We start from the raw sequence: 20,012 nt of genomic DNA, 5'->3' as shown, positions 1-20,012 counted from the left end.
ACCCCGTCGGCCTTCGCCTTCACTTCCGCCTCCGCGGCTGTCCGGCTCTCACTTGGAGATGCTGTTGCGCAGGGTGTCCGTCGAGGTCTTCAGGAGGTCGATCTTCTTGGCCAGCGTCGGGTCGAGCCAGAGGAGGGCGACGACCGCGGGCCAGCCTATGTACGCGGCGATCTGAAGCTCCGTCGGGATGCTGGCCGGCAGGACGCCGGTGCCCTGGAGGGTGAGCACGAGCGCGGGCGGGATGAGAAGCACGAGGAGATTGCGTACGGCACCGAGGAGCCTGACCCGCAACACCCGGCCGGCCGGGTCGGGCTGGCGGTGCGGGAGCCTGTCCCAGCGGGCGTGGACGGTGTGACAGAGGACCTCGGCCAGCAGCGCGTGCAGTGTCCGCCAGGTGTCGGGGCCCGGGCTGAGGACGGAGCGCTTCAGATCGCGGGTGGCCGAGGCTATCCCGGAGACGTGGTGGCGGAAGGCACGGCCGATGGACTCCTCGATGGTGGAGCGGCGGCCCTGGGGGCCCAGCGGTTCGACGAGTACGTGTTCCTGGCCGCGGGCTATCTGCTCCAGCAGGTCGAGGCCCTGGCGCCGGACGGCCGACTCGCGCAGGGCCGGCTCGTACTCCAGGAACGCGAGCAGGTCGATCAGGTCGGCGACGAGGTACGTGAACCGGTCACGGGAGCGGAGCCGCGCCAGGGCGATCTTCGCCGGCAGGGCCGCCAGCGCGTAGGTTCCGAGGACCAGCCACCAGATCAGCGCGGAGGAGAGGACCCCCATGGCCGGGACGAGGAAGACCGCGGCCGGATGCCCGTGCCCGCTCCACAGCGCCGCGGTCAGACCCCCGGTCGCCAGGGCGGTCCAGATCAGGAGCGTCGGGAGTGCCGTCTGCCCCACCCGGAGAAGGAGCACCGTCCCGACGGTCAGGGACAGGCCCTGGACCCCGACGAGCACCAGGGCGGTCACCCAGGTGGGCGGGCTGCCCAGCGGGCCCAGCAGCAGCCACCACGTGCCCAGCACGATCCCGGCCAGGACCAGGGCCACGTTGTTCGCGGCCTCGTCCAGCCGGCCGTTCCAGTTGGTGATCGCGGCCTGACGGCGGCCCAGCGCGCGCAGGCGGGCGGCCAGACGCGGCGGGGTGTCGCCGGGAAGCAGGTCGGAGATGAGTGCCGCCCTTTCGGCGTCGTCGGACGAGTTCTCCTGCTGCCCGGGACGCGGCGGGCGCAGGCGCCCGAAGCGGCGCTTCAGCAGCCGCTCCTGCTGCTTCGTCTTCTCCAGCGCGTCCTCGTTGTGCGGGGCGACGGACAGCACGTTCCGGTAGCGGGTGAGCGCTTCCTCGACATGACCCTGGTCGTACGCGCACGCCGCGTACTCGGAGAGCAGATACTCGTTGCGCGGCCAGCGTTCCAGCCGGGCGAGCGCCAGTGCCTCGGCCGTGTCCGCGCATTCGAGCTGCCGTAACGCCGCGACCAGGCCGAACCTGTCATGGTGGCCGGCCTCCGCGAAGAGCTGGGCAGCCCGCTCGTGGCGTCCGTCGTCGAGTTCCAGGAACCCGAGCTCGACGCGCACCCAGGGGTAGTGCGGGTACCGCTCGCAGCTCGGTTCGGCGACGCCGCGCGCTTCTCGTCTGCGGCCCATCGTCCGGAGACAGGAGACCAGGCCGTGGGCCACGTTCGGCCAGTGCGGCACCAGCGAGTGCACCAGCCGGAAGTCGGCCAGGGCCGCCTCCGTCTCGTTGCGCCGCAGCCGGATCCAGGCCCGGGTGACCAACAGCGACGGCCATGCCGTCGCGTCCTGAGGGAGCTCCGGCTCCGGAAGTCCACCGAACCCGGCCAGGTGCAACAGGCCGTTGAGAGCCTCCGGGAGATCGGGCAGCGTCTCCAGTGCCCGCCGGAAGTGGCCCTGGGCTTCGGCGAGAAGGGCGGAGGGGGTCGTATCGTCGGGGTCCGGCACCTGGAAGGCCGCCAGTTCGGACCAGGCGTCGTACGCCAGCCAGCCCTCCACGACGTCCAGTGCGGGGCACGGACCCACCGTGCGCCGCCGCAGCTCGCCGGCGAGTGCCCTGGACTCCCCCAGCCGCTCGTCCTGCTGCAGGAGGCAGACCTTGAGCAGGGTCGCCTCGACGTCGTCGGGCCGGATCCGCAGGGCGAGGTTCACCGCGTCCAGAGCGGCCTCCAGCTCCCAGGCGTCGAAAGCCAGCAGGGCGTGCTCCACCAGCAGTCCGGGGGCCGCCGGATACGGGGAGGCGCCGGCGGACGGCGCGGCTTCGAGGACCGCGCGGGCCTCGGCCGGACGGTCCGCCAGCCGGTGCGCGGTGCACAGGCCGCGCCGGGCCACCACGTCGGCGGGGTCGAGGTCGAGGACGGCGGTGAAGACGGCCCTCGCCACGGCGTCGTCGAAGTCCCGGGTGCTCGCGTGGACGCCCTTGTCGACGGCTGCCTCCGGGAGGCCGAGGGCCAGCGTGCCCTCCGCGAGGAGGAGGGGCGGCGTGCGCGGACGGGTGGCCGTCGCGTCGGCGAGCGCGGCCCGTGCCTCCGCGGTTCGCCGCAAGGCCCACAGGGCGCGGATCCGGCCCCCGAGGGCGGCCTCGTTGTCCCCGTCCTGGGCCAGGGCCGCGTCGAAGCGCTCCAGCGCGCCGAGCGGGTCATGACAGCGCAGCAACTCCTCGGCTCGCTCCATACGGTGATTGCAGCACGAGCGTGTCCACGAGGGACATAGCCGTGTTGCGGTGACGCCGGGTCATCCCTGGTGTGGGGTCGGGCTCATCCCTCGGGTCCGGTCGGTCTCACGCCTCGTGTCCGGTCGGGCTCATCCCTCGTACACGGTCAGGACGGCGCCGTCGACCTCGATGCGGCGGCCCGCGCGCATGCCGTTGCTGCGCAGGGTGTGCAGGCACTCCTCGAACAGGGCGAGTTCGCCCGGGTCCAGGATGGCGGCGGCCAGGTCCAGGAGTTCGGTGACCGAGGCGTCGGTCAGCACCTCGGGCAGTTCCCCGGACAGCAGGACGACGGACTCGCCGTCGGGTTTGCGGACCACGGCCGTCGCCGGTCCGCCGTGCACGAACAACACATGTCCCCCTGAGAGCCCGTGGTCGTGCGGCTCTCGCGTTCCCGGGCAGTGAGGCAGAGACTAGCGGCGGATCTTGCCGCTTTCGTGCGGAGTTGGATTCTTTTTCCGACTTGACGGAAGAGCGCCCGGGAGCGGTCCGGAGGCGCTCACTTCTCCCGGGGTGCGCGGTCCAGCAGTGACTCGACGAGCGCGGTGACGTGCCGGCGGTCGTCGGCCGACAGTTTCTGGACGCTGGCGATGAGCAGCGCGACCTCGGGGTCGGCGGGGCCGGCCGCGCCGTTCGGGTCCGCGGCCGGCGAGGTGTCGTACACGTGGATCCCGCAGGCCTCGGCGGCGGCGCGGCGCACCGTCTCCAGGGGCAGCTCCAGCCCCTTGGCCAGGCCTTCCAGGGTGGTCGCCTGGGGCATCCGGACCACGCGTTCGGTGGTGGCCAGGTGGTGCACGGTGGAGCGGGGCACGCCGCCGCGCCGTGCCACGTCGCCGTAGGACCAGCCCTTGCGGTCGAGGTGCTCACGGATCAACTGCTGCAGTGCGTTGGCCACTGACCGTCACTTCCTGCTCGCCACCTGCGGAGTCCGCCATGTCGCGGCCGATTCTACGGGCGGGTCCGCGATAGGCCGAGAGGGTGATTTCCAGAAGGGGTTGCGCGGTGGGTTCCCGAGCCCGTAGTGTCCAATCTCGTTGGACAGCACGTCCGACCAGATTGGACAGAGTCCGGGGGGAACCTGACTCGGTCCGATCGGAAATGTCTATCCCTGAGGGGGAAAAGATCATGATGGACGCCCACGAGCTCGAGGCCGAGTCCGCGGAACTGCTGCCGGGTCGCGAGGCCCTCGGTCGCCTGAAGTTCGGCTTCGGCAAGACGGTCAACGTCACCAAGCACGTCGCGAACATCAGCGCCCACAACGAGTCCGCCGCGCTGAACGACCACTCGTCGTGGTCGGTGGCCGACTCCGGTGCCGGTCAGAGCATCAGCGTCACCCAGTAGCACCGCCCTGGCGCACGGCGCCGGCACCGAGATCGACCTCAACCTCATCGCACACGAAACGAAGGGACATCCGTCATGAGCATGGACATGAACGAGCTGGAGAACGAGTCCGCCGAGCTGCTGCCGGGCCGTGAGGCCCTCGGTCGCCTGAAGTTCAGCTTCGGCAAGACGGTCAACGTCACCAAGCACATCGCGAACATCGACGCGTCCAACCAGTCCGCCGCGCTGAACGACCACTCCGCCTGGTCGTCCGCCGAGTCGTCGGCCGCGCAGACGATCAGCGTCACCCAGTAGTTCCCAGGGGCGCCGCCGCCGTCGCCCCGGCGGTGGCGCCCCCGGCTGTCGGGGGGGAAACACCGGGCGGAACACCATGGGGACTCGGGGGGAGACCACATATGACGGTGCTCGGAGACGGGGCCGCCGCAGTGTACGACACGGGCCCGGTGCCCGGACCCGGCGGCTGGCCGGTGACCTACGAGCAGGTGGCGACGGGCAACCTGCCGGTCGTCGACCAGCCGTCGCCGGCTCCGAGGCTGAGCGCGGGGCTGCGGCTGCACGGCGAGTACCAGGGATCGGGTTTCACCGAGCCCAAGTACATCGCCCGTCGGGGGGACGGGCAGGTCGTGCAGCTGTCCAGGCTGCTGTACCTGGTGGCGTCGTCGGTCGACGGCGTCCGCGATGCCGAGGCCATCGCGCACCGGGTCAGCGCCCGCTTCGGTCGCGAGGTCAGCGGGGAGAACATCCGCTTCCTCGTCGAGAAGAAGCTGGAACCGCTGGGTGTGACGGTCCCGGAGGGCCAGGAGGACGACGAGGTCGACGCCCCGCGCTCCGACCTGCTGCTCGCCCTCAAGGGCCACCGGGTCATCTTCAACGAGCGGCGGACGGCGAAGATCGCGCGTTCGCTGGCGTGGCTGCACCGGCCGGCCGTGGTCGCGCTGGTGCTGGGCTCGGCCATAGCCATGGACGTCTGGCTGTTCGGGTTCTTCGGGGCGATCGAGCCCGTCCTGGAGGTGCTCGACCAGCCGGTCCTGATCCTCGTCGTCTTCGTGCTCACCGTGGCCTCCCTCGTCTTCCACGAGTTCGGACACGCCTCGGCGTGCAGATACGGCGGAGCCCGCCCCGGCTGCATCGGGTGCGGGCTCTTCCTCATCTGGCCGTCGATGTACACCGACGTCACCGACGTCTACCGGATCGGACGGGGCGGCCGGCTCCGCACCGACCTGGGCGGTGTCTACTTCAACGTCGTCTTCATGCTGGCGATGGTCGGCGCCTACTTCGCCACCGGGGCCCAGTTCTTCCTGGCCACGGTGTACCTCGGGCACTTCGAGATCATGGAACAGCTGATGCCGGCCGTACGGCTGGACGGCTACTACATCCTCGGCGACCTGGCCGGGGTCCCGGACCTGTACGGCAAGATCAAGCCGATCCTGCTGGGCCTGGTACCGGGGCGGCGGGGGGACCGGGCCCGCCAGGAGGTCGCCGGGCTGAAGAAGTCGGCGCGGGCCATCGTCGCCACCTGGGTGCTCACCATGGTCCCGCTGATCATCGGCGAACTCGGGTACGCGCTGTGGAACCTGCCGCGGATCCTCACCACGATGATCCGCTCGCTGACCGAGCAACTCCTCGGCACCGGCTCGGCGTTCGTGGACGGGAAGATCGTCGAGGGCCTGGTCGGGACGATCGGCTGCGTGATGCTGCTCTGCCCGATGGCCGGTGTCGTCTATCTGTCCGTGAAGATCGGCGGACGCATCATCCGGGCGGCGAAGCGTTCCACGGAGGGCCGCCCCCGGCTGCGGCTGGCCGTCTGCGCCCTCGCCCTCGCCGGGCTCACCGGGCTCAGCTACGCCTGGGTGTCCGGAGTGACCCCGAAGCCGCTGCCCAAGCAGCCGCCGATCGCACCGATCCTCCAGCCGGGGGTGCCGACCGAGGAACCGCCGCCGGCGCGGCAGGCCTCGACCCCGGACCGGCCGGAGGACTCCGGTGCCCCGTCGGACACCGTGTCCGGCGTGCCGGCCGCCTCGGCCGGGGCGAGCGCCGCGCCCTCGGCCGGGGCGGCGTCGCCGGGCGCGTCCGCCTCGGCGTCGCCCTCCGCCTCGGTGCCGGGCAGCCCCGGGCAGGGCGCCAGCGCATCGCAGGCGCCGACCAGCGCGGGACCGGTCACCTCACCGGTGTCCTCGCCGCCGGCGAGCGTGCCGGAGTCCCCGACGCCCACCCCGTCGGAGAGCGTCCCGGCGTCCCCGACACCCAGCCCGTCCCCGCCGCCGGCCAGCGACTCGCCGAGCCCGGCCCCGGCCACGTCCTGACGCCGGCCCCGGCCACGTCCTGACGGGCGGCGGCCAACCACTCACCGCAGCAGCACCGGAGCACAGGAGCACTCCATGAGCAGTCACCGAAAAACCCGCACCACCCCAGGTCCGCTCACCCGGCGGGCCGTCCGGATCGGCCTGTTCGCCGCCGGGGTAGCCGGGGCGGCCACCGCCGTACCCGCACAGGCGGCCACCGCCGCCCCGCACGCCGCGGTCGTCTCCGACCACGTCTTCAGCCACGCCGACCGCGGGCACCACACCCAGGCCAGGGACTCCTTCACGGTCCGCCAGTTCGGCACGGTGAACGCCACCGCCGTACGCAACCAGGCCAACGCCGTCTCGGCCGGCTGCTCGGCGGACGACCACTGCCGCTCGGTGGCCCTCTCCTTCCAGATCGTCACGGTCGCCGGGAACGAGCGCACCCACCTGAACGCGGTGAACCTCAGCGACGCCGCCAACAAGGAGTGCACGGGCTGCCAGACCCTCGCCGGGGCCTACCAGTTCGTGGTCTCCACGCCGACCGCACTGCGCTTCGACGACGCCACCCGGGGCAGGCTCGACGACATCCACCGCCGGCTCGACGCGCTGACCCGCTCCACCCTGCCCGCCGCCGACCTGCGCACGAAGGCCGACGGGCTCGCCGCCGAGGTCACCGCCGTCCTGCACGACGCGGTCGCGAAGGCGCCGAAGGGCGACCCGCAGAAGGACGTCACCCTCCACCGCCACCTGGACGGCTGGCCGGGCCGCTGACCCGTCCGACCGTCCCGTGCACCGGCCGCCGGGCCCGCGACCGCCTCCCGCGGGCCCGGCGGCCTGCCGTGTGCGCCGCCTCGACGGCCGACATCGGGTGTGTCCATTGACATCGGGTATGACCGGACGGAGACTCGAGCGAACGAAGTGAAGGAAATTTCACCAGGCGAACAAGGCGACCATGCCGGGCCGGGCGAACCAGACGAACGTCGAAGGGAACGACCGATGCGCACCACCGTCGGCATCATCGGAGCCGGACCCGCCGGGCTCCTCCTCGCGCGGCTGCTGCACAACGCGGGCATCGACTCGGTCGTCCTGGAGAGCCGTGACCGCTCCTACGTCGAGCACCGCCAGCGCGCCGGGATCCTGGAGCAGGGCACCGTGGACGTGCTGCGCGCGGCCGGCGCCGGGGAGCGGATGGACCGCGAGGGCCTGCGCCACGACGGCATCGAGCTCCGCTTCGACCGGCAGCGCCACCGCGTCGACTTCCCCGGCCTCACCGGCGGCCGGTCCGTGATGGTCTACGCCCAGACCGAGGTCTGCAAGGACCTCATCGCCCTCCAGCTCAAGGAGGGCGGCCCGCTGCTCTTCGAGGCGGAGGCGCTGGAGGTGGCGGGCGCCGAGAGCGGGCGGCCGCGGGTGCGGTTCCGGCACGAGGGCCGGGAGGACGTCCTGGAGTGCGCGTACGTCGTCGGCTGCGACGGCTTCTGGGGAGTCGCCCGCAACGCGTTCCCGGAGTCCCTCTCCCGGGTCTTCGAGCGGACCTACCCCTACGGCTGGCTGGGCATCCTCGCCGACGTCGCCCCCTCCCACGACGAACTGGTCTACGCCCGCCACGACCGCGGCTTCGCCCTGCTCTCCATGCGCTCCCCGTCCGTCTCCCGTCTCTACCTCCAGGTGCCGGCCGACACGGACGCCGAGGCGTGGACCGACGAGGCGATCTGGGACGAGCTGGAGCGCCGCTTCGAGACCGACGACGACTGGCGCCTGGAGCGCGGCCCGATCACCCAGAAGTCGGTCACACCGATGCGCTCGTACGTCCACGAGCCCATGCGGCACGGCCGGCTCTTCCTCGCCGGGGACGCCGCCCACATCGTGCCGCCGACCGGCGCCAAGGGGCTGAACCTGGCGGTGGGCGACGTCGTCACCTTCGCCCGCGCCCTGGTCCACGAGCGGGAGACGGGCTCGCCGGAGCTGCTCGACGCCTACTCGGCGACCTGCCTGCGCCGGATCTGGCAGGCCGAGCGGTTCTCCTACGACATGACGAGCATGCTCCACCCCGGCCCCGGCGACAGCCCCTTCGGCGCCCGCCTCCAGCTGGCCCGGCTCGGCCGGATCGCCTCCTCCCGGGCCGCCGAGACCGACCTCGCGGAGGCCTACACCGGCTTCCCCCTGGACGCCTGAGGGATCTCCGGCCGGTTCCGGTCGTGTTCCGGCTTCGTCATGGAATGAAGCCCTCCGTGGCCGGGAATGAGGGCTCCGCGTAGCGTGTTGCGCAGCAGGGTGAGGGAAAGATCCTCCGCAGGTAGTAGGGTCAATCTTTTGCCAATCCATTACTCTTGATGCCAAGGCCGCGCGAGGTGGCCATGGAGGAGTGAAATGAGGAGCAGCAACCCGGTCTTCTCGCGACGGGGGTTCAGCCGCGACAACGGCTACGCGGGCTTCAACACCGCGCCGCAGGCCGGGTACGCACAGGGCAACCCGTACGCGCAGAACCCGTACGCGAACAACCCCTACGCCCAGCAGGACCTCCAGCAGGGCGCGCCGCCGCAGGCCCCGGCCACCACCGGCCGGATGACCATGGACGACGTCATCACGCGCTCCGCGACGACGCTCGGCACGGTCGCCGTCGGCGCGGTCCTCGCCTGGACGCTGCTGCCGATCTCGACCACCAGCTACGGCCTGGCCGTCGGCTCCGCGATCATCGCCTTCGTCCTGGCCATGATCCAGAGCTTCAAGCGCAACCCGGTGCCCGCGCTGATCCTGGGATACGCCGCCTTCGAGGGCGTCTTCCTCGGCGTCATCAGCGAGATGTACAACAGCCAGTGGAGCGGCGCCCCGTTCCAGGCGGTGCTCGGCACCATGGCGGTCTCGGCCGCGACCCTGCTGGTCTACCGGGCCGGCTGGATCCGCGTCACCGCCCGCTACGCCCGCATCGGCATGGCCATCGCCATCGCCTTCGTGCTGGTCATGGCGGTCAACCTGCTGCTGGTCGCGTTCGGCGTCGCCGAGAACGGCGGACTGCGCAGCTTCGGCCCGCTCGGCGCGATCGTCGGCATCATCGCGATCCTGCTCGGCGCGTTCTTCCTGACCCTCGACTTCAAGCAGATCGAGGACGGCATCGCCTACGGCGCCCCGAAGAACGAGGCCTGGCTGGCCGCGTTCGGCCTCACCATGACGCTGGTGTGGATCTACATCGAGATGCTGCGCCTGGTGGCGATCTTCAGCAGCAACGACTAGCCGCGCGAGAAGAGCCTGAACCCAGAAGGGCCCCGGGGTCGTCACCCCGGGGCCCTTCGCCGTCTGTGTGCGTGCGCGCCTAGAGAAGTTTGCGCGCGGCCCTCCTCAGGTCGTACTCGTGGATCAACGCCTTCGCGTGGCCGTACGCGAGGTTGTGCTCGTGGCGGAGCCAGCTGACCTTTTCCTCGAAGCAGAAGAGGGACGGGCCTTCGTCGACGGTACGCAGCCAGTCGGACACTTCACGACCGGTGCAGTGGGGGATGCGGGCGAGCAGGTTGCGATGGGTCTCCATGGAGAAGACTTGGGACATCGGCGCCTCCGGTGCGCAAAGGGGGTTGTAGCCGGTCCTTCACGTCACGGTGCCTGAGTGTTGGCGTGTTGGCAACAGTCGTGACAAGACAGCCGGTGGCACGCGTTACGCTCACGGCGTGGTTGATACGACGCCTCTGACCCGTGCCGTGGAACACTTCGCCGACAAGCTGAGGGCGGCACCGCAGAGCCGGTTGCAGCGGGGCGCCGCCGCGGAGGCGCTGGGGCTCGCGAGGGAGTTGGCCCGGTGGGCGCAGGCCGTCGAGGAGCCGGGCACCGAGAGCCGCGAGATGCCGGACGCGGGGATGTTCGCGGTGGCCGACCAAATCACCGTGGCCGGGAACGACTTGGCGGTGGTGCTGAGGAACGAGGCCGAGGTGGGGGATGCGGTGCGGCTGGTGGAGGAGGCGCAGAAGAGGGCGGGGGTGTGAGGCGGCGGTGCGTTGCCGGGTGCGGGTGCCCTGTGGCTGGTCGCGCAGTTCCCCGCGCCCCTGAAGGGGCGCACTGCAGCGCCGCTTCTTTTGCTTTTAGGGGCGCGGGGAACTGCGCGAACAACCCCCACGCACCCGCACCCGACAACGCACCGCAGAACCTCAGAGCGACGCTATGACCCGGTCCGCCAGGATGTAGACGTTCTCCTCGCCGCACGCGAACGTCAGCGTGTACGCGCCGGAGATCCCCGAACCGCCCAGCAGGTACGGCGTCTCACCGGCGCCCAGGGCGGCAGCCAGCCGCTCCGCCGTCTCCCGGTGCCCCGGCGTCATGCACAGGGTCGTGCCGTCGGCGAAGACATAGACGTCCAGCGTGCCCAGCGGACCCGGGCGGACGTCGGAGAGCTCGACCTGCGACTCGGCCAGCTGCTCCAGCGCCGCGACCGTGCGCTCGTGGTCGTTCACCACCGGCGACTGCACCGGTACGAAGTCCGGGTGGGACGGGTGACGGCGGCGGGCCGCGGCCAGCTCCGGGGACTCCCCGGCGAACTCGTCGGTCTCCGTGGCCGGCTCGGCGACCGGCTCAAGACCCACGAAGTCCGTCTGCCGGGGCAGGAACGGCTCGCCGTCCGCCAGCCCCAGCAGCGACGGCGCGTCGGAGGCGTCACGCGCCTCCTGCGCGGCCCAGAAGGCACGCGCCTCGGCCAGCTCCCGCTCCCGCTCCTCGGCCAGCGCCTCCGCCACGGCGGCGCGTATCTCCTCGGCGGCGGCGTGGCTGCGAGCCGCCGGCATGAGGGCGCGCAAGGTCGCGGCCTGGTTCTGGGCGAGCTGGGTGTGCAGCTCGGCGACCTGACGGCGCAGCTTCAGAACGGTGCGCAGGACAGCGACGCCCACGGCGCCCGTGGCGGCCGTGGTGAGCAGCAAGGCGATCGGCATGGCGCTCACTGACGTACTCCCGGTTCAAAGTCGACCCCCGACTTCCTACATCAGCTTGAAGGGTGGACTATCAAGCTGTCAGTGCGTAACGTCACGAAACGGACAGGACTTTGGCCCTGGGGTTTACCGGGACAACGGCGCTGACCTGCGGTGATATCTCCACAGAGGGAGATAGGTCACATCCTGGGGGAGATTGGATCACAAATCGGCCCGGTGTTCGGGGTTTTCTCGAACACCGGGCCGTGGTGTCACGGTGCGTCCCGTGACGGTTACTCAGGGGCTCAAAACGCTCAGCTGAGGCGCTCGATGACCATCGCCATGCCCTGGCCGCCGCCGACGCACATGGTCTCCAGACCGAACTGCTTGTCGTGGAACTGGAGGGAGTTGATGAGCGTGCCGGTGATGCGGGCGCCCGTCATGCCGAAGGGGTGGCCGACGGCGATGGCGCCGCCGTTCACGTTCAGCTTCTCCAGCGGGATGTTCAGGTCGCGGTAGGAGGGGATCACCTGGGCGGCGAACGCCTCGTTGATCTCGACCAGGTCGATGTCGTCGATGGTGAGACCGGCGCGGCTCAGCGCCTGCTTGCTCGCCTCCACCGGGCCGAGGCCCATGATCTCGGGGGAGAGGCCGGTGACGCCCGTCGACACGATCCGGGCGAGCGGGGTCAGGCCCAGCTCGCGGGCCTTGGTGTCGCTCATGATGACGACCGCGGCGGCGCCGTCGTTCAGCGGGCAGCAGTTGCCGGCGGTGACCAGGCCGTCGGGGCGGAAGACCGGCTTCAGGCCGGCGACGCCCTCCAGGGTGACGCCGGCGCGCGGGCCGTCGTCCTTGCTGACGACCGTGCCGTCGGGCAGCGTCACCGGGGTGATCTCCCGCTCCCAGAAGCCGTTCTTGATGGCTTCCTCGGCGAGGTTCTGGGAGCGGACGCCGAACTCGTCCATGTCCTCGCGGGTGACGCCCTTGATGCGGGCCAGGTTCTCGGCGGTCTGGCCCATCGCGATGTACGGGTCGGGGAGCAGGTCGTCCTCGCGCGGGTCGTGCCAGGTGGAGCCGGTCGACGCGGCGGTGGCGGCGGTGCGGGCCTGGGCCTCGTCGAAGAGCGGGTTCGTGGTGCCCGGGAGGCCGTCGGAGCTGCCCTTGGCGTAGCGGGAGACCATCTCGACACCGGCCGAGATGAAGACGTCGCCCTCGCCGGCCTTGATGGCGTGCAGGGCCATGCGGCTGGTCTGCAGGGACGAGGAACAGTACCGGGTGATCGTGGTGCCGGGCAGGTAGTCCATGCCCATCTGCACGGCGACGATCCGGCCGAGGTTGTAGCCCTGCTCGCCGCCGGGGAGGCCGCAGCCGAGCATCAGGTCGTCGATGTCCCGCGGGTCCAGCTCGGGGACCTTGGCGAGGGCGGCCTGGATGATCGTCGCGGTGAGGTCGTCGGGGCGCAGGTCCTTCAGGGAGCCCTTGACGGCGCGGCCGATCGGGGAACGGGCGGTCGAGACGATGACGGCTTCGGGCATCTCACGGCTCCATTGGCGTACGAAGGTGGGCAGGGCCGCTTCGGAAGTTACCGGTACGTATGTCATCGGTCACCGGTGTCGGGGTGTGACACTGGCCGCACTTTCTAAGCGCTTGCTTGGGTGGTGTACCGGAGGCGCGTCGCCGGGTGCGGGCCGGTGGGGGCCGATCGCGCAGTTCCCCGCGCCCCTTTCGGGGCGCTGCAGTCGCGTCAGCTACATAGCTGCGGGCAGGCGTGCCGCAGGGCGGCACGGGTGGGCGCGGCGGCACCCTGCCAGCGCCGGTAAGCGTCCCCACCCCCGGCCCCGGCCCACCCCACCGTCCCCCTACTCGGTCGTACCGGCCCTCGACCTCGCCTCCTCGGAAGCCGAGTCGGGTGGCAGGGTGGGCGGTTCCACGTGCTGGCGCCGCCGGCGTTTCAGCAGGGCCCACGGTCCCCGCGGCCCCGTCGGCATCGCCGCCGTGACCTCCGTGCCTGCCTCGGCCGCCGCCTCCGCCGCGGCCCGCGCGACCGGCAGGAAACCCTCGCGGCGGGTGACGTCGGGGCGTTCCTCCTCCGCAGGCCAGAGGCCCAGCGCCGCGCAGACCGTCGGCAGCACCGCCATCGCCGCCGTGGCGTAGCCCTCCGCAGAGGGATGGAAGTTGTCGGGGCCGAACAGCTCGCGCGGGTTGGCCGCGAACTCCGGGCCGAGCAGGTCGCCCAGCGACACCGTGCGGCCGCCCTGCTCCACCGTGCCGATCGTCTGGGCCGCCGCCAGCTGCCGGGAGGCCCGCCGGGCCAGCCAGCGCAACGGCTGCCGCACCGGCTCGATCGTGCCCAGGTCGGGACAGGTGCCGACCACCACCTCGGCCCCCGCCGTACGCAGCCGCCGGACGGCCGCCGAGAGGTGACGGACCGAGCGGGTCGGCGGCATGCGGCGGGTGACGTCGTTGGCGCCGATCATGATGACGCAGACGTCGGGGATGGGCGAGCCCGTACCCAGCACGAGGGCGACCTGGCGGTCCAGGTCGTCGGACTGGGCACCGGGAAGGGCCACGTTGCTGAGCTCCACCGGGCGTTCCGCGACCGCGGCGAGCCCGGACGCCAGCAGCGCGCCCGGTGTCTGGGCGGCGCGGTGCACGCCCTGCCCGGCGGCCGTGGAGTCGCCGAGCATGGTCAGGCGGATGGGCGGCTCACCGCAGGCGTCGTATCCGACGCCGTAGCGGCCGTCCGCCGGCGGCACCCGGCCGCCACTGTTGCCGTTGTGCACCGCCGTCCTGGCCATCCGCACCTCGGCCAGCACCAGGCCCACCGCGGCCGCGCCGACCAGCCCGACCCCGCCGCCGCCGTACGCCGCCCCGGCCGCGATCCGCCGGGCCACCCGCGCCCTCGACATGTTCGTCATGCGTCGCCGCCACCTCCTCGTTGCCGCACATCCACTCCTTGCCCCGTACAGCCCGTGCGTCAATCTCAACGGGGAGTGAACCTCCGGAACAGGGCCTTAGGCTGGCCACACCACTAGGACCACACCTTTTGCAAGCAACCGGAGACAACGGTGCGATTCCACGACTCGATGATCAGTCTCGTCGGCAACACCCCGCTGGTGAGACTCAACAGCGTCACCCAGGGCATCCAGGCCACCGTGCTCGCCAAGGTCGAGTACTTCAACCCGGGCGGGTCCGTGAAGGACCGCATCGCGCTGCGGATGATCGAGGCCGCGGAGAAGAGCGGGGAGCTGCAGCCCGGTGGCACGATCGTCGAGCCGACCAGCGGGAACACCGGGGTGGGGCTGGCGATCGTGGCCCAGCAGAAGGGGTACAAGTGCATCTTCGTGTGCCCCGACAAGGTGAGCACCGACAAGATCAACGTGCTGCGCGCGTACGGCGCCGAGGTGGTCGTCTGCCCGACCGCCGTCGACCCGGAGCACCCGGACTCGTACTACAACGTCTCCGACCGGCTGGTCCGCGAGACGCCCGGCGCCTGGAAGCCGGACCAGTACTCCAACCCCAACAACCCCCTCTCCCACTATCACTCGACCGGCCCCGAGCTGTGGGAGCAGACGGCGGGGAAGATCACCCACTTCGTGGCGGGCGTGGGCACCGGCGGGACCATCTCCGGTACCGGGCGCTACCTGAAGGACGCCAGTGAGGGCCGGGTGCAGGTCGTCGGCGCCGACCCGGAGGGCTCCGTGTACTCCGGCGGCTCCGGGCGGCCGTACCTGGTCGAGGGTGTGGGTGAGGACTTCTGGCCCACCGCCTACGACCGGACCGTCGCCGACGAGATCGTCGCCGTGTCGGACAAGGACTCCTTCCAGATGACCCGGCGCCTCGCCAAGGAGGAGGGCCTGCTGGTCGGCGGCTCCTGCGGGATGGCGGTCGTGGCCGCGCTGCGGGTGGCGGAGCGGCTCGGCCCGGACGACGTGGTCGTGGTCCTTCTCCCGGACAGCGGCCGTGGGTACCTGAGCAAGATCTTCAACGACGAGTGGATGGCCGACTACGGCTTCCTGGAGGACGAGGGCCCGAGCGCCCGCGTCGGCGACGTGCTCAGCGACAAGGCCGGAGCCACCATCCCGTCCCTCGTCCACATGCACCCGGACGAGACCGTCGGACAGGCCATCGAGGTGCTGCGCGAGTACGGCGTCTCGCAGATGCCCGTCGTCAAGCCGGGCGCCGGCCACCCGGACGTGATGGCCGCCGAGGTCGTCGGCTCGGTCGTCGAACGCGAGCTGCTCGACGCGCTGTTCAACAAGCGGGCCTCCCTGGAGGACCCGCTGGAGAAGCACATGTGCGCCCCGCTGCCCCAGGTCGGCTCCGGCGAGCCGGTCGGGGACCTGATGACGGTGCTGGGCGCGGCCGACGCCGCGATCGTCCTCGTCGAGGGCAAGCCCACCGGCGTGGTCAGCCGACAGGACCTGCTGGCCTTTCTCGCCAAGGGCGGCAAGCAGTAGCGAACGTCCGGTGAACGGCCCGTGACCCGGGGGAACTTGCTGTTTCCTATCCGAGTGGTGGACTTCGCGGAAGTGGTACGAGCGTGTCACGTGCGCGCAGCACCCGCTTAACACGGGTCCGGCAGATTAGTGGGTGTCGGCAGGGCGGGAGCGGCTCCCCGCCCCGGCCGACACCGAACGTCCAAGGACCTCCGGAGCGGCTCCCGGACCTCCATGGACGCCTGGACGCGCAAGCCCGGCCCTGACCCGGCTGCCGTCCCTCGCGGGGACCGCCGTCGTCCCGCCCCCCGGTAACGGGGGTGCGGCGGTCCCCGCGCATTACTTTTCCCGGGCTTTCCCGGACTTCCCGGTTCTCACGTCTCCCGGCTCATGCCGTCGTCGCCCAGCTCCCCAGCAGCGCCAGTCGTTCCGCCGTCTCCGAGCCCGGCTCGGGGGTGTACGCCACGATCGTCTGGTCCGGGTCCGTCGGGACCGTGAGGGTTTCGTAGGGGAGGGTGAGCAGGCCCGCCACCGGGTGCTGGATGCGTTTCGTGCCGTACGCGCACTCCTTGACCTCGTGGTCCGCCCACAGCCGGCGGAAGTCCGCGCTCTTCAGCGAGAGTTCGCCGACCAGCGAGGCCATGCGGGGGTCGTCGGGGTGGTGGCCTGCGTCGATGCGCAGGTTGGCGACGGTCTGGGCGGCGACGGCGGCCCAGTCGGGGTAGAAACCCGCGGCGGCCGGGTCGAGGAAGACCTGGCGCGGGATGTTCCGCTCGGCCGGGGCCAGGGCGCTGAAGCCGTTCACCGAGTCGCCGAGCGCGTTCCAGGCCAGGACGTCCATCCTGCGGCCCAGTACGAACGCGGGCGTCCGCTCCATGCCGTCCAGCAGCAGCTGTACGCCGGGGCGGACGCGGGGACGGGCCGGGCGCGCGGTGTTGCCCTTCTTGTGCGGCCGGGCGACCGTCAGCAGGTACGCGTGCTCGGTCTCGTCCAGGCGCAGGACACGGGCGATCGCGTCGAGCACCGCGTCAGAGACACTCGGGCCTCTGCCCTGTTCCAGACGGATGTAGTAGTCGACGCTCACCCCCGCCAGTTGCGCCACCTCCTCGCGGCGCAGGCCCGGTACGCGGCGCCGGCCGTACGAGGGCAGCCCCACCTCCTCGGGCTGGATGCGGGCACGGCGCGAGCGCAGGAAGTCTCCGAGTTCCCCGTCCATGGGTTCGATCGTAGGGGAGTCGCGTTCTTCCAACCTGGTTCTGCCAGACCCAGGAAAAGGTCAGCCCTGGGTAGGCCGCCCGGCCCCGGCGAGTGTGGAGACACGCCACCGGGGCAGGCCCGGCGGCACTCACCAGGGAGTACCTCATGTCGTACGACAACCTGACCGGCCGTACCGCCGTCGTCACCGGTGCCGCCAGCGGGATCGGGGCGGCCGTCGCCCTGCGGCTCGCGGAGTCGGGCGCCCGGGTGGCGCTGCTCGCCCGGCGCGCGGACCGGCTGGAGACGGTGGTGGCGAAGATCCGGGCGAACGGCGGGGAGGCCCTCGCCGTGGTCGCGGACGTCACCGACGACGCGTCCGTCCAGGCGGCGGCCGACGCCGTGCACGCGGCCTACGGGAGCGTCGACCTCGTCGTCAACAACGCCGGCGTCATGCTGCCCAACCCCGTCGACGACGGCCGTATCGACGAGTGGCAGCGCATGCTCGACACCAACGTGACCGGTGTGCTGCGGGTGCTGCGGGCCTTCACCGGGGACCTGGTGGCGGCCGCGGCCGAGGGCCGGACCGCCGACCTCGTCAACGTGTCGTCCATCGGCGCGCACGTCGTCTTCCCGACCTTCGCGGTGTACGGCGCCACCAAGGCCGCCGTCACCTTCCTCTCGCAGTCCCTGCGCACCGAGTTCGGGCCGCGTGACGTGCGGGTCACCAACGTCGAGCCGGGGCTGACGGACACCGAACTCGGCACCCACATCGACGGCGAGGAGCTGCGCGAGCAGGTGGCGGGCATGTTCGACGGGATGGGGGCGCTGGCCGCCGAGGACCTCGCCGACCTGGTCGGCTATGTGGCGAGCCGCCCCCGGAACGTCAACCTGCGGCAGGTCGTCGTCCAGCCGACCCGGCAGGTGTGACCCGGCCCGGCCCCGGCCCCGGCCCCGGGTCAGTCCTCGTGGCCGTGGTCGCCCCGGCGGAACAGGCCGGGATTGAGGCGGACGGCCTGGGCCATGTTGACGCCGACGATGCCCACCCAGGCGGTCACCAGACCGGGCAGGTGGGCGATGCCGCCGCCGATCGCCGACAGCGGGATCGCCAGCACCAGCGAGACGATCCCGAAGCCGAAGCGCTCGCCCCACGAGTCGGTGCCGCCGCCCCTGGCGCCACGAGCCCCCCGGGCGACCTGCATCTGCTGCTCGGCGAGGCTCCTGCGCAGCCGACGCTCGACGGCGCCGTCGATGCGCTGGTCGATCTTCTCGACGAAGGAGTCGGCCAGTTCCGACTCGTACTCGGGCCCCAGCTCCCTGCGGGCGTGCAGGGTCGCGTCGAGTTCCTTCTTCAGGTCGGTGTCACGCGCGTCCGTCATGGCGTCCACGGTAGGGATCCGGGGCGTGCGCCGCACTGGGGCAATCCCCCGCATCCGGCGGGGGGTCCGCCCTCAGGGCAGCAGCGACACCAGCCTGCTGCCGGCGTCGAACCGGGCCGCGACCACCGACGCCCCCGCGAACCCGGGGTCCGCGCGGATCGCGTCCCGTGCCCACACCGTCTGGGCCCGCATGGTGTGTTCGGCCCAGTCGCCGGGCAGCGCCCTGGTGCGCAGGGCGGCCGGTGCGATCTCCCTGGCGAGGAGTTCCAGGTGAGCGGGGACGGGCGCGCCGGTGCGCAGCCGGGCGAGGGTGGCGGCCACGGCTCCGCACCCTTCGTGGCCCAGCACCACGACCAGCGGGACGCGCAGTTCCTGCACGCCGTACTGGAGCGAACCGAGCACCGCCTCGTCCAGCACCTGCCCGGCCGTCCTTATGCTCAGCAGGTCGCCGAGGCCCTGGTCGAAGACCAGTTCCGGGGCGGCTTCGGAGTCGACGCAGCCGAGCACCACCGCGAACGGGCGCGGTGCGGCGGCCGCCCGGCTCCGGCGGGCGTGGCCGGTGGCGTACCGCCGGTTGCCCTGGAGCAGTTCGTCGAGGGCGGCGCTCGCCGAGGCGGGCCCGACGGCCGCCGACGAGAGGGCGACGGCCGGCGCGCCGACGGCGGTGGCCGTCGGAAGGGCCCTGGGGTTCGAGGCCATGACGCTTCCTCAGGTGCTGGCGCTGATGGTTCTCATCACTGTACGCGGCGGAAGCGTTACCCTCGGTGTCGGTTTAACGGCTCTTGGCCGGATCATCGCCCGCGCGATACCGATGCGGTGGCGGGCGATCGATGGACGGGCGGTCAGGTCAGCCCGTGCTGTTTCGCGTAGGCGGCCGCCACGTCCTCCGGGTCCTTCTTGTCGTTGTCCACCTGGCTGTTGAGCTGGGTGAGCTGGTCGGTGGTGAGGACGTTGCCCAGCCGGGCGAGGGCCTTGCGGACGGTGTCGTCGGCCTTGCGGTCGGCGATCAGCGGGACGATGTGCTGGCTGGGGATCAGGTTCTTGGGGTCGGTCAGCACCACCCAGCCGTTCGCCGCGATGTCGGTGTCGGTGGTGAACAGGTTCGCCACGTCCACGTCGCCCTTCTTCAGCGCGCCCTTGACCAGCGGCCCGTCCGAGTCGAGCGACTTGAACTCCTTGAACTCGACGCCGTACACCTCCTGGAGGCCGACGGCGCCCACCCGGCGCTTCTTCACCTCGGGCGCGGCCCCGATGACCAGCTTGCCGTTCTGCTTGGCCAGGTCGGCGAGCGAGGTCAGGCCGTACTTCTGCGCGGTCGCCCGGGTGACGACGAAGCAGTCGGAGTCGGCGGCCTGCCCGTACGGCAGCACCTGGAGGCCGGCGGGCAGCGCCAGGGTGAGCGCGTTCTGCATGGTGCCCGGCTCGGCCGAGGCGTCCTTGGGGGCGAGGTAGTTGAGGAGGGCGCCCTGGTACTCGGGCAGCAGGTCGATGTCGCCGGCCTTGAGCGCGGGGATCACGATCTCGCGGGTGCCGAGGTTCGGGCGGACCTTCACCTTGACGCCGGCCTTCTGGAGCACGGCCGCGTAGAGGTAGCCGAGCACCTGGTTCTCGGTGAAGTTGGCGGTGCCGATGGTGATCCCGCTCTTGCTGGAGCCGCCGCCGGCGGTCGAGCCGCTGCTCTCGTCCAGGGAGGTGATGCCGCCGGAGCAGGCGGCGAGGGCGGGGACGGATCCGGCGGCGAGCAGGCCACCGAGGAGGGTGCGACGGTTCATCTTCGGGTT

The 20,012-nt window shown here is 71.6% G+C and carries 20 protein-coding genes; 9 read left to right on the top strand and 11 right to left on the bottom strand.

The features are described 5' to 3' along the window. Positions 1-48 precede the first annotated feature (48 nt). The 3 genes from ABZ887_RS12685 to ABZ887_RS12675 form a co-directional block, all read right to left on the bottom strand. Positions 49-2,673, bottom strand: coding sequence for a tetratricopeptide repeat protein (locus ABZ887_RS12685; protein ID WP_361286955.1), 2,625 nt, complete (start codon positions 2,671-2,673; stop codon positions 49-51). A 129-nt stretch (positions 2,674-2,802) separates the two neighbouring features. Next, positions 2,803-3,063, bottom strand: a complete 261-nt coding sequence (locus ABZ887_RS12680; RefSeq protein WP_361286952.1) for a hypothetical protein — start codon at positions 3,061-3,063, stop codon at positions 2,803-2,805. A 146-nt stretch (positions 3,064-3,209) separates the two neighbouring features. Beyond that, a complete protein-coding gene (locus tag ABZ887_RS12675) occupies positions 3,210-3,605 on the bottom strand; it encodes a helix-turn-helix transcriptional regulator (protein ID WP_361286949.1) in 396 nt (131 codons plus the stop codon). A 230-nt stretch (positions 3,606-3,835) separates the two neighbouring features. Between ABZ887_RS12675 and ABZ887_RS12670 the strand changes: the two genes are divergently transcribed. From ABZ887_RS12670 to ABZ887_RS12645, 6 genes are all read left to right on the top strand, one after another. Then, positions 3,836-4,051: a hypothetical protein gene (locus ABZ887_RS12670; RefSeq protein ID WP_361286946.1), complete on the top strand. Its 216-nt coding sequence runs from the start codon at positions 3,836-3,838 to the stop codon at positions 4,049-4,051. 75 nt (positions 4,052-4,126) lie between these two features. Beyond that, complete coding sequence (locus tag ABZ887_RS12665) at positions 4,127-4,345, top strand: hypothetical protein (protein WP_189268007.1); 219 nt, start codon at positions 4,127-4,129, stop codon at positions 4,343-4,345. 101 nt (positions 4,346-4,446) lie between these two features. Further along, complete coding sequence (locus ABZ887_RS12660; RefSeq protein ID WP_361286943.1) at positions 4,447-6,354, top strand: hypothetical protein; 1,908 nt, start codon at positions 4,447-4,449, stop codon at positions 6,352-6,354. Between the two features lie 75 nt (positions 6,355-6,429). Beyond that, on the top strand, positions 6,430-7,107 hold the full coding sequence (locus ABZ887_RS12655; protein ID WP_361286940.1) for a hypothetical protein: 678 nt from the start codon (positions 6,430-6,432) through the stop codon (positions 7,105-7,107). Positions 7,108-7,332: 225 nt separating this feature from the next. After that, positions 7,333-8,511: a 4-hydroxybenzoate 3-monooxygenase gene (locus ABZ887_RS12650; RefSeq protein WP_361286937.1), complete on the top strand. Its 1,179-nt coding sequence runs from the start codon at positions 7,333-7,335 to the stop codon at positions 8,509-8,511. A 195-nt stretch (positions 8,512-8,706) separates the two neighbouring features. Continuing rightward, a complete protein-coding gene (locus tag ABZ887_RS12645; RefSeq protein ID WP_361286934.1) occupies positions 8,707-9,567 on the top strand; it encodes a Bax inhibitor-1/YccA family protein in 861 nt (286 codons plus the stop codon). A gap of 79 nt (positions 9,568-9,646) precedes the next feature. Here ABZ887_RS12645 and ABZ887_RS12640 read toward each other — a convergent pair whose 3' ends face one another. Next, the gene (locus tag ABZ887_RS12640; RefSeq protein ID WP_189268002.1) at positions 9,647-9,877 is read right to left on the bottom strand and encodes a DUF4287 domain-containing protein; all 231 of its coding nucleotides are present in this window, start codon (positions 9,875-9,877) and stop codon (positions 9,647-9,649) included. 118 nt (positions 9,878-9,995) lie between these two features. Between ABZ887_RS12640 and ABZ887_RS12635 the strand changes: the two genes are divergently transcribed. Continuing rightward, a complete protein-coding gene (locus ABZ887_RS12635) occupies positions 9,996-10,307 on the top strand; it encodes a hypothetical protein (protein WP_361286930.1) in 312 nt (103 codons plus the stop codon). A 162-nt stretch (positions 10,308-10,469) separates the two neighbouring features. On the opposite strand, the gene ABZ887_RS12630 is transcribed toward ABZ887_RS12635, so the two are convergent. From ABZ887_RS12630 to ABZ887_RS12620, 3 genes are all read right to left on the bottom strand, one after another. Beyond that, positions 10,470-11,252 (bottom strand): hypothetical protein, encoded by a 783-nt coding sequence (locus ABZ887_RS12630; protein WP_361286927.1) that lies wholly within the window; start codon positions 11,250-11,252, stop codon positions 10,470-10,472. Positions 11,253-11,533: 281 nt separating this feature from the next. After that, positions 11,534-12,754: an acetyl-CoA C-acetyltransferase gene (locus tag ABZ887_RS12625; protein WP_361286924.1), complete on the bottom strand. Its 1,221-nt coding sequence runs from the start codon at positions 12,752-12,754 to the stop codon at positions 11,534-11,536. A 324-nt stretch (positions 12,755-13,078) separates the two neighbouring features. Further along, on the bottom strand, positions 13,079-14,137 hold the full coding sequence (locus ABZ887_RS12620; RefSeq protein ID WP_361286921.1) for an SGNH/GDSL hydrolase family protein: 1,059 nt from the start codon (positions 14,135-14,137) through the stop codon (positions 13,079-13,081). Between the two features lie 150 nt (positions 14,138-14,287). Between ABZ887_RS12620 and ABZ887_RS12615 the strand changes: the two genes are divergently transcribed. Beyond that, positions 14,288-15,679 (top strand): cystathionine beta-synthase, encoded by a 1,392-nt coding sequence (locus tag ABZ887_RS12615; RefSeq protein ID WP_361286918.1) that lies wholly within the window; start codon positions 14,288-14,290, stop codon positions 15,677-15,679. 367 nt (positions 15,680-16,046) lie between these two features. On the opposite strand, the gene ABZ887_RS12610 is transcribed toward ABZ887_RS12615, so the two are convergent. Further along, positions 16,047-16,874 (bottom strand): helix-turn-helix transcriptional regulator, encoded by an 828-nt coding sequence (locus ABZ887_RS12610; RefSeq protein WP_361286915.1) that lies wholly within the window; start codon positions 16,872-16,874, stop codon positions 16,047-16,049. 146 nt (positions 16,875-17,020) lie between these two features. On the opposite strand from ABZ887_RS12610, the gene ABZ887_RS12605 reads away from it, so the two are divergent. Further along, positions 17,021-17,782 carry an SDR family oxidoreductase gene (locus tag ABZ887_RS12605; RefSeq protein ID WP_361286912.1) on the top strand — a complete coding sequence of 254 codons (762 nt, stop codon included), beginning with the start codon at positions 17,021-17,023 and terminating at the stop codon, positions 17,780-17,782. A 29-nt stretch (positions 17,783-17,811) separates the two neighbouring features. Here ABZ887_RS12605 and ABZ887_RS12600 read toward each other — a convergent pair whose 3' ends face one another. From ABZ887_RS12600 to ABZ887_RS12590, 3 genes are all read right to left on the bottom strand, one after another. Next, a complete protein-coding gene (locus ABZ887_RS12600) occupies positions 17,812-18,231 on the bottom strand; it encodes a hypothetical protein (RefSeq protein WP_361286909.1) in 420 nt (139 codons plus the stop codon). 72 nt (positions 18,232-18,303) lie between these two features. Then, a complete protein-coding gene (locus tag ABZ887_RS12595) occupies positions 18,304-18,930 on the bottom strand; it encodes a carbonic anhydrase (protein ID WP_361286906.1) in 627 nt (208 codons plus the stop codon). Positions 18,931-19,073: 143 nt separating this feature from the next. After that, positions 19,074-20,003: an ABC transporter substrate-binding protein gene (locus ABZ887_RS12590; protein WP_361286903.1), complete on the bottom strand. Its 930-nt coding sequence runs from the start codon at positions 20,001-20,003 to the stop codon at positions 19,074-19,076. Between the last annotated feature and the right edge of the window lie 9 nt (positions 20,004-20,012).

Source organism: Streptomyces sp. NPDC047061 (assembly GCF_040643955.1).
GTDB lineage: Bacteria > Actinomycetota > Actinomycetes > Streptomycetales > Streptomycetaceae > Streptomyces.
Note: the sequence above shows the minus strand (reverse complement) of the source record. Positions and strands in the feature narration are given on the sequence as shown.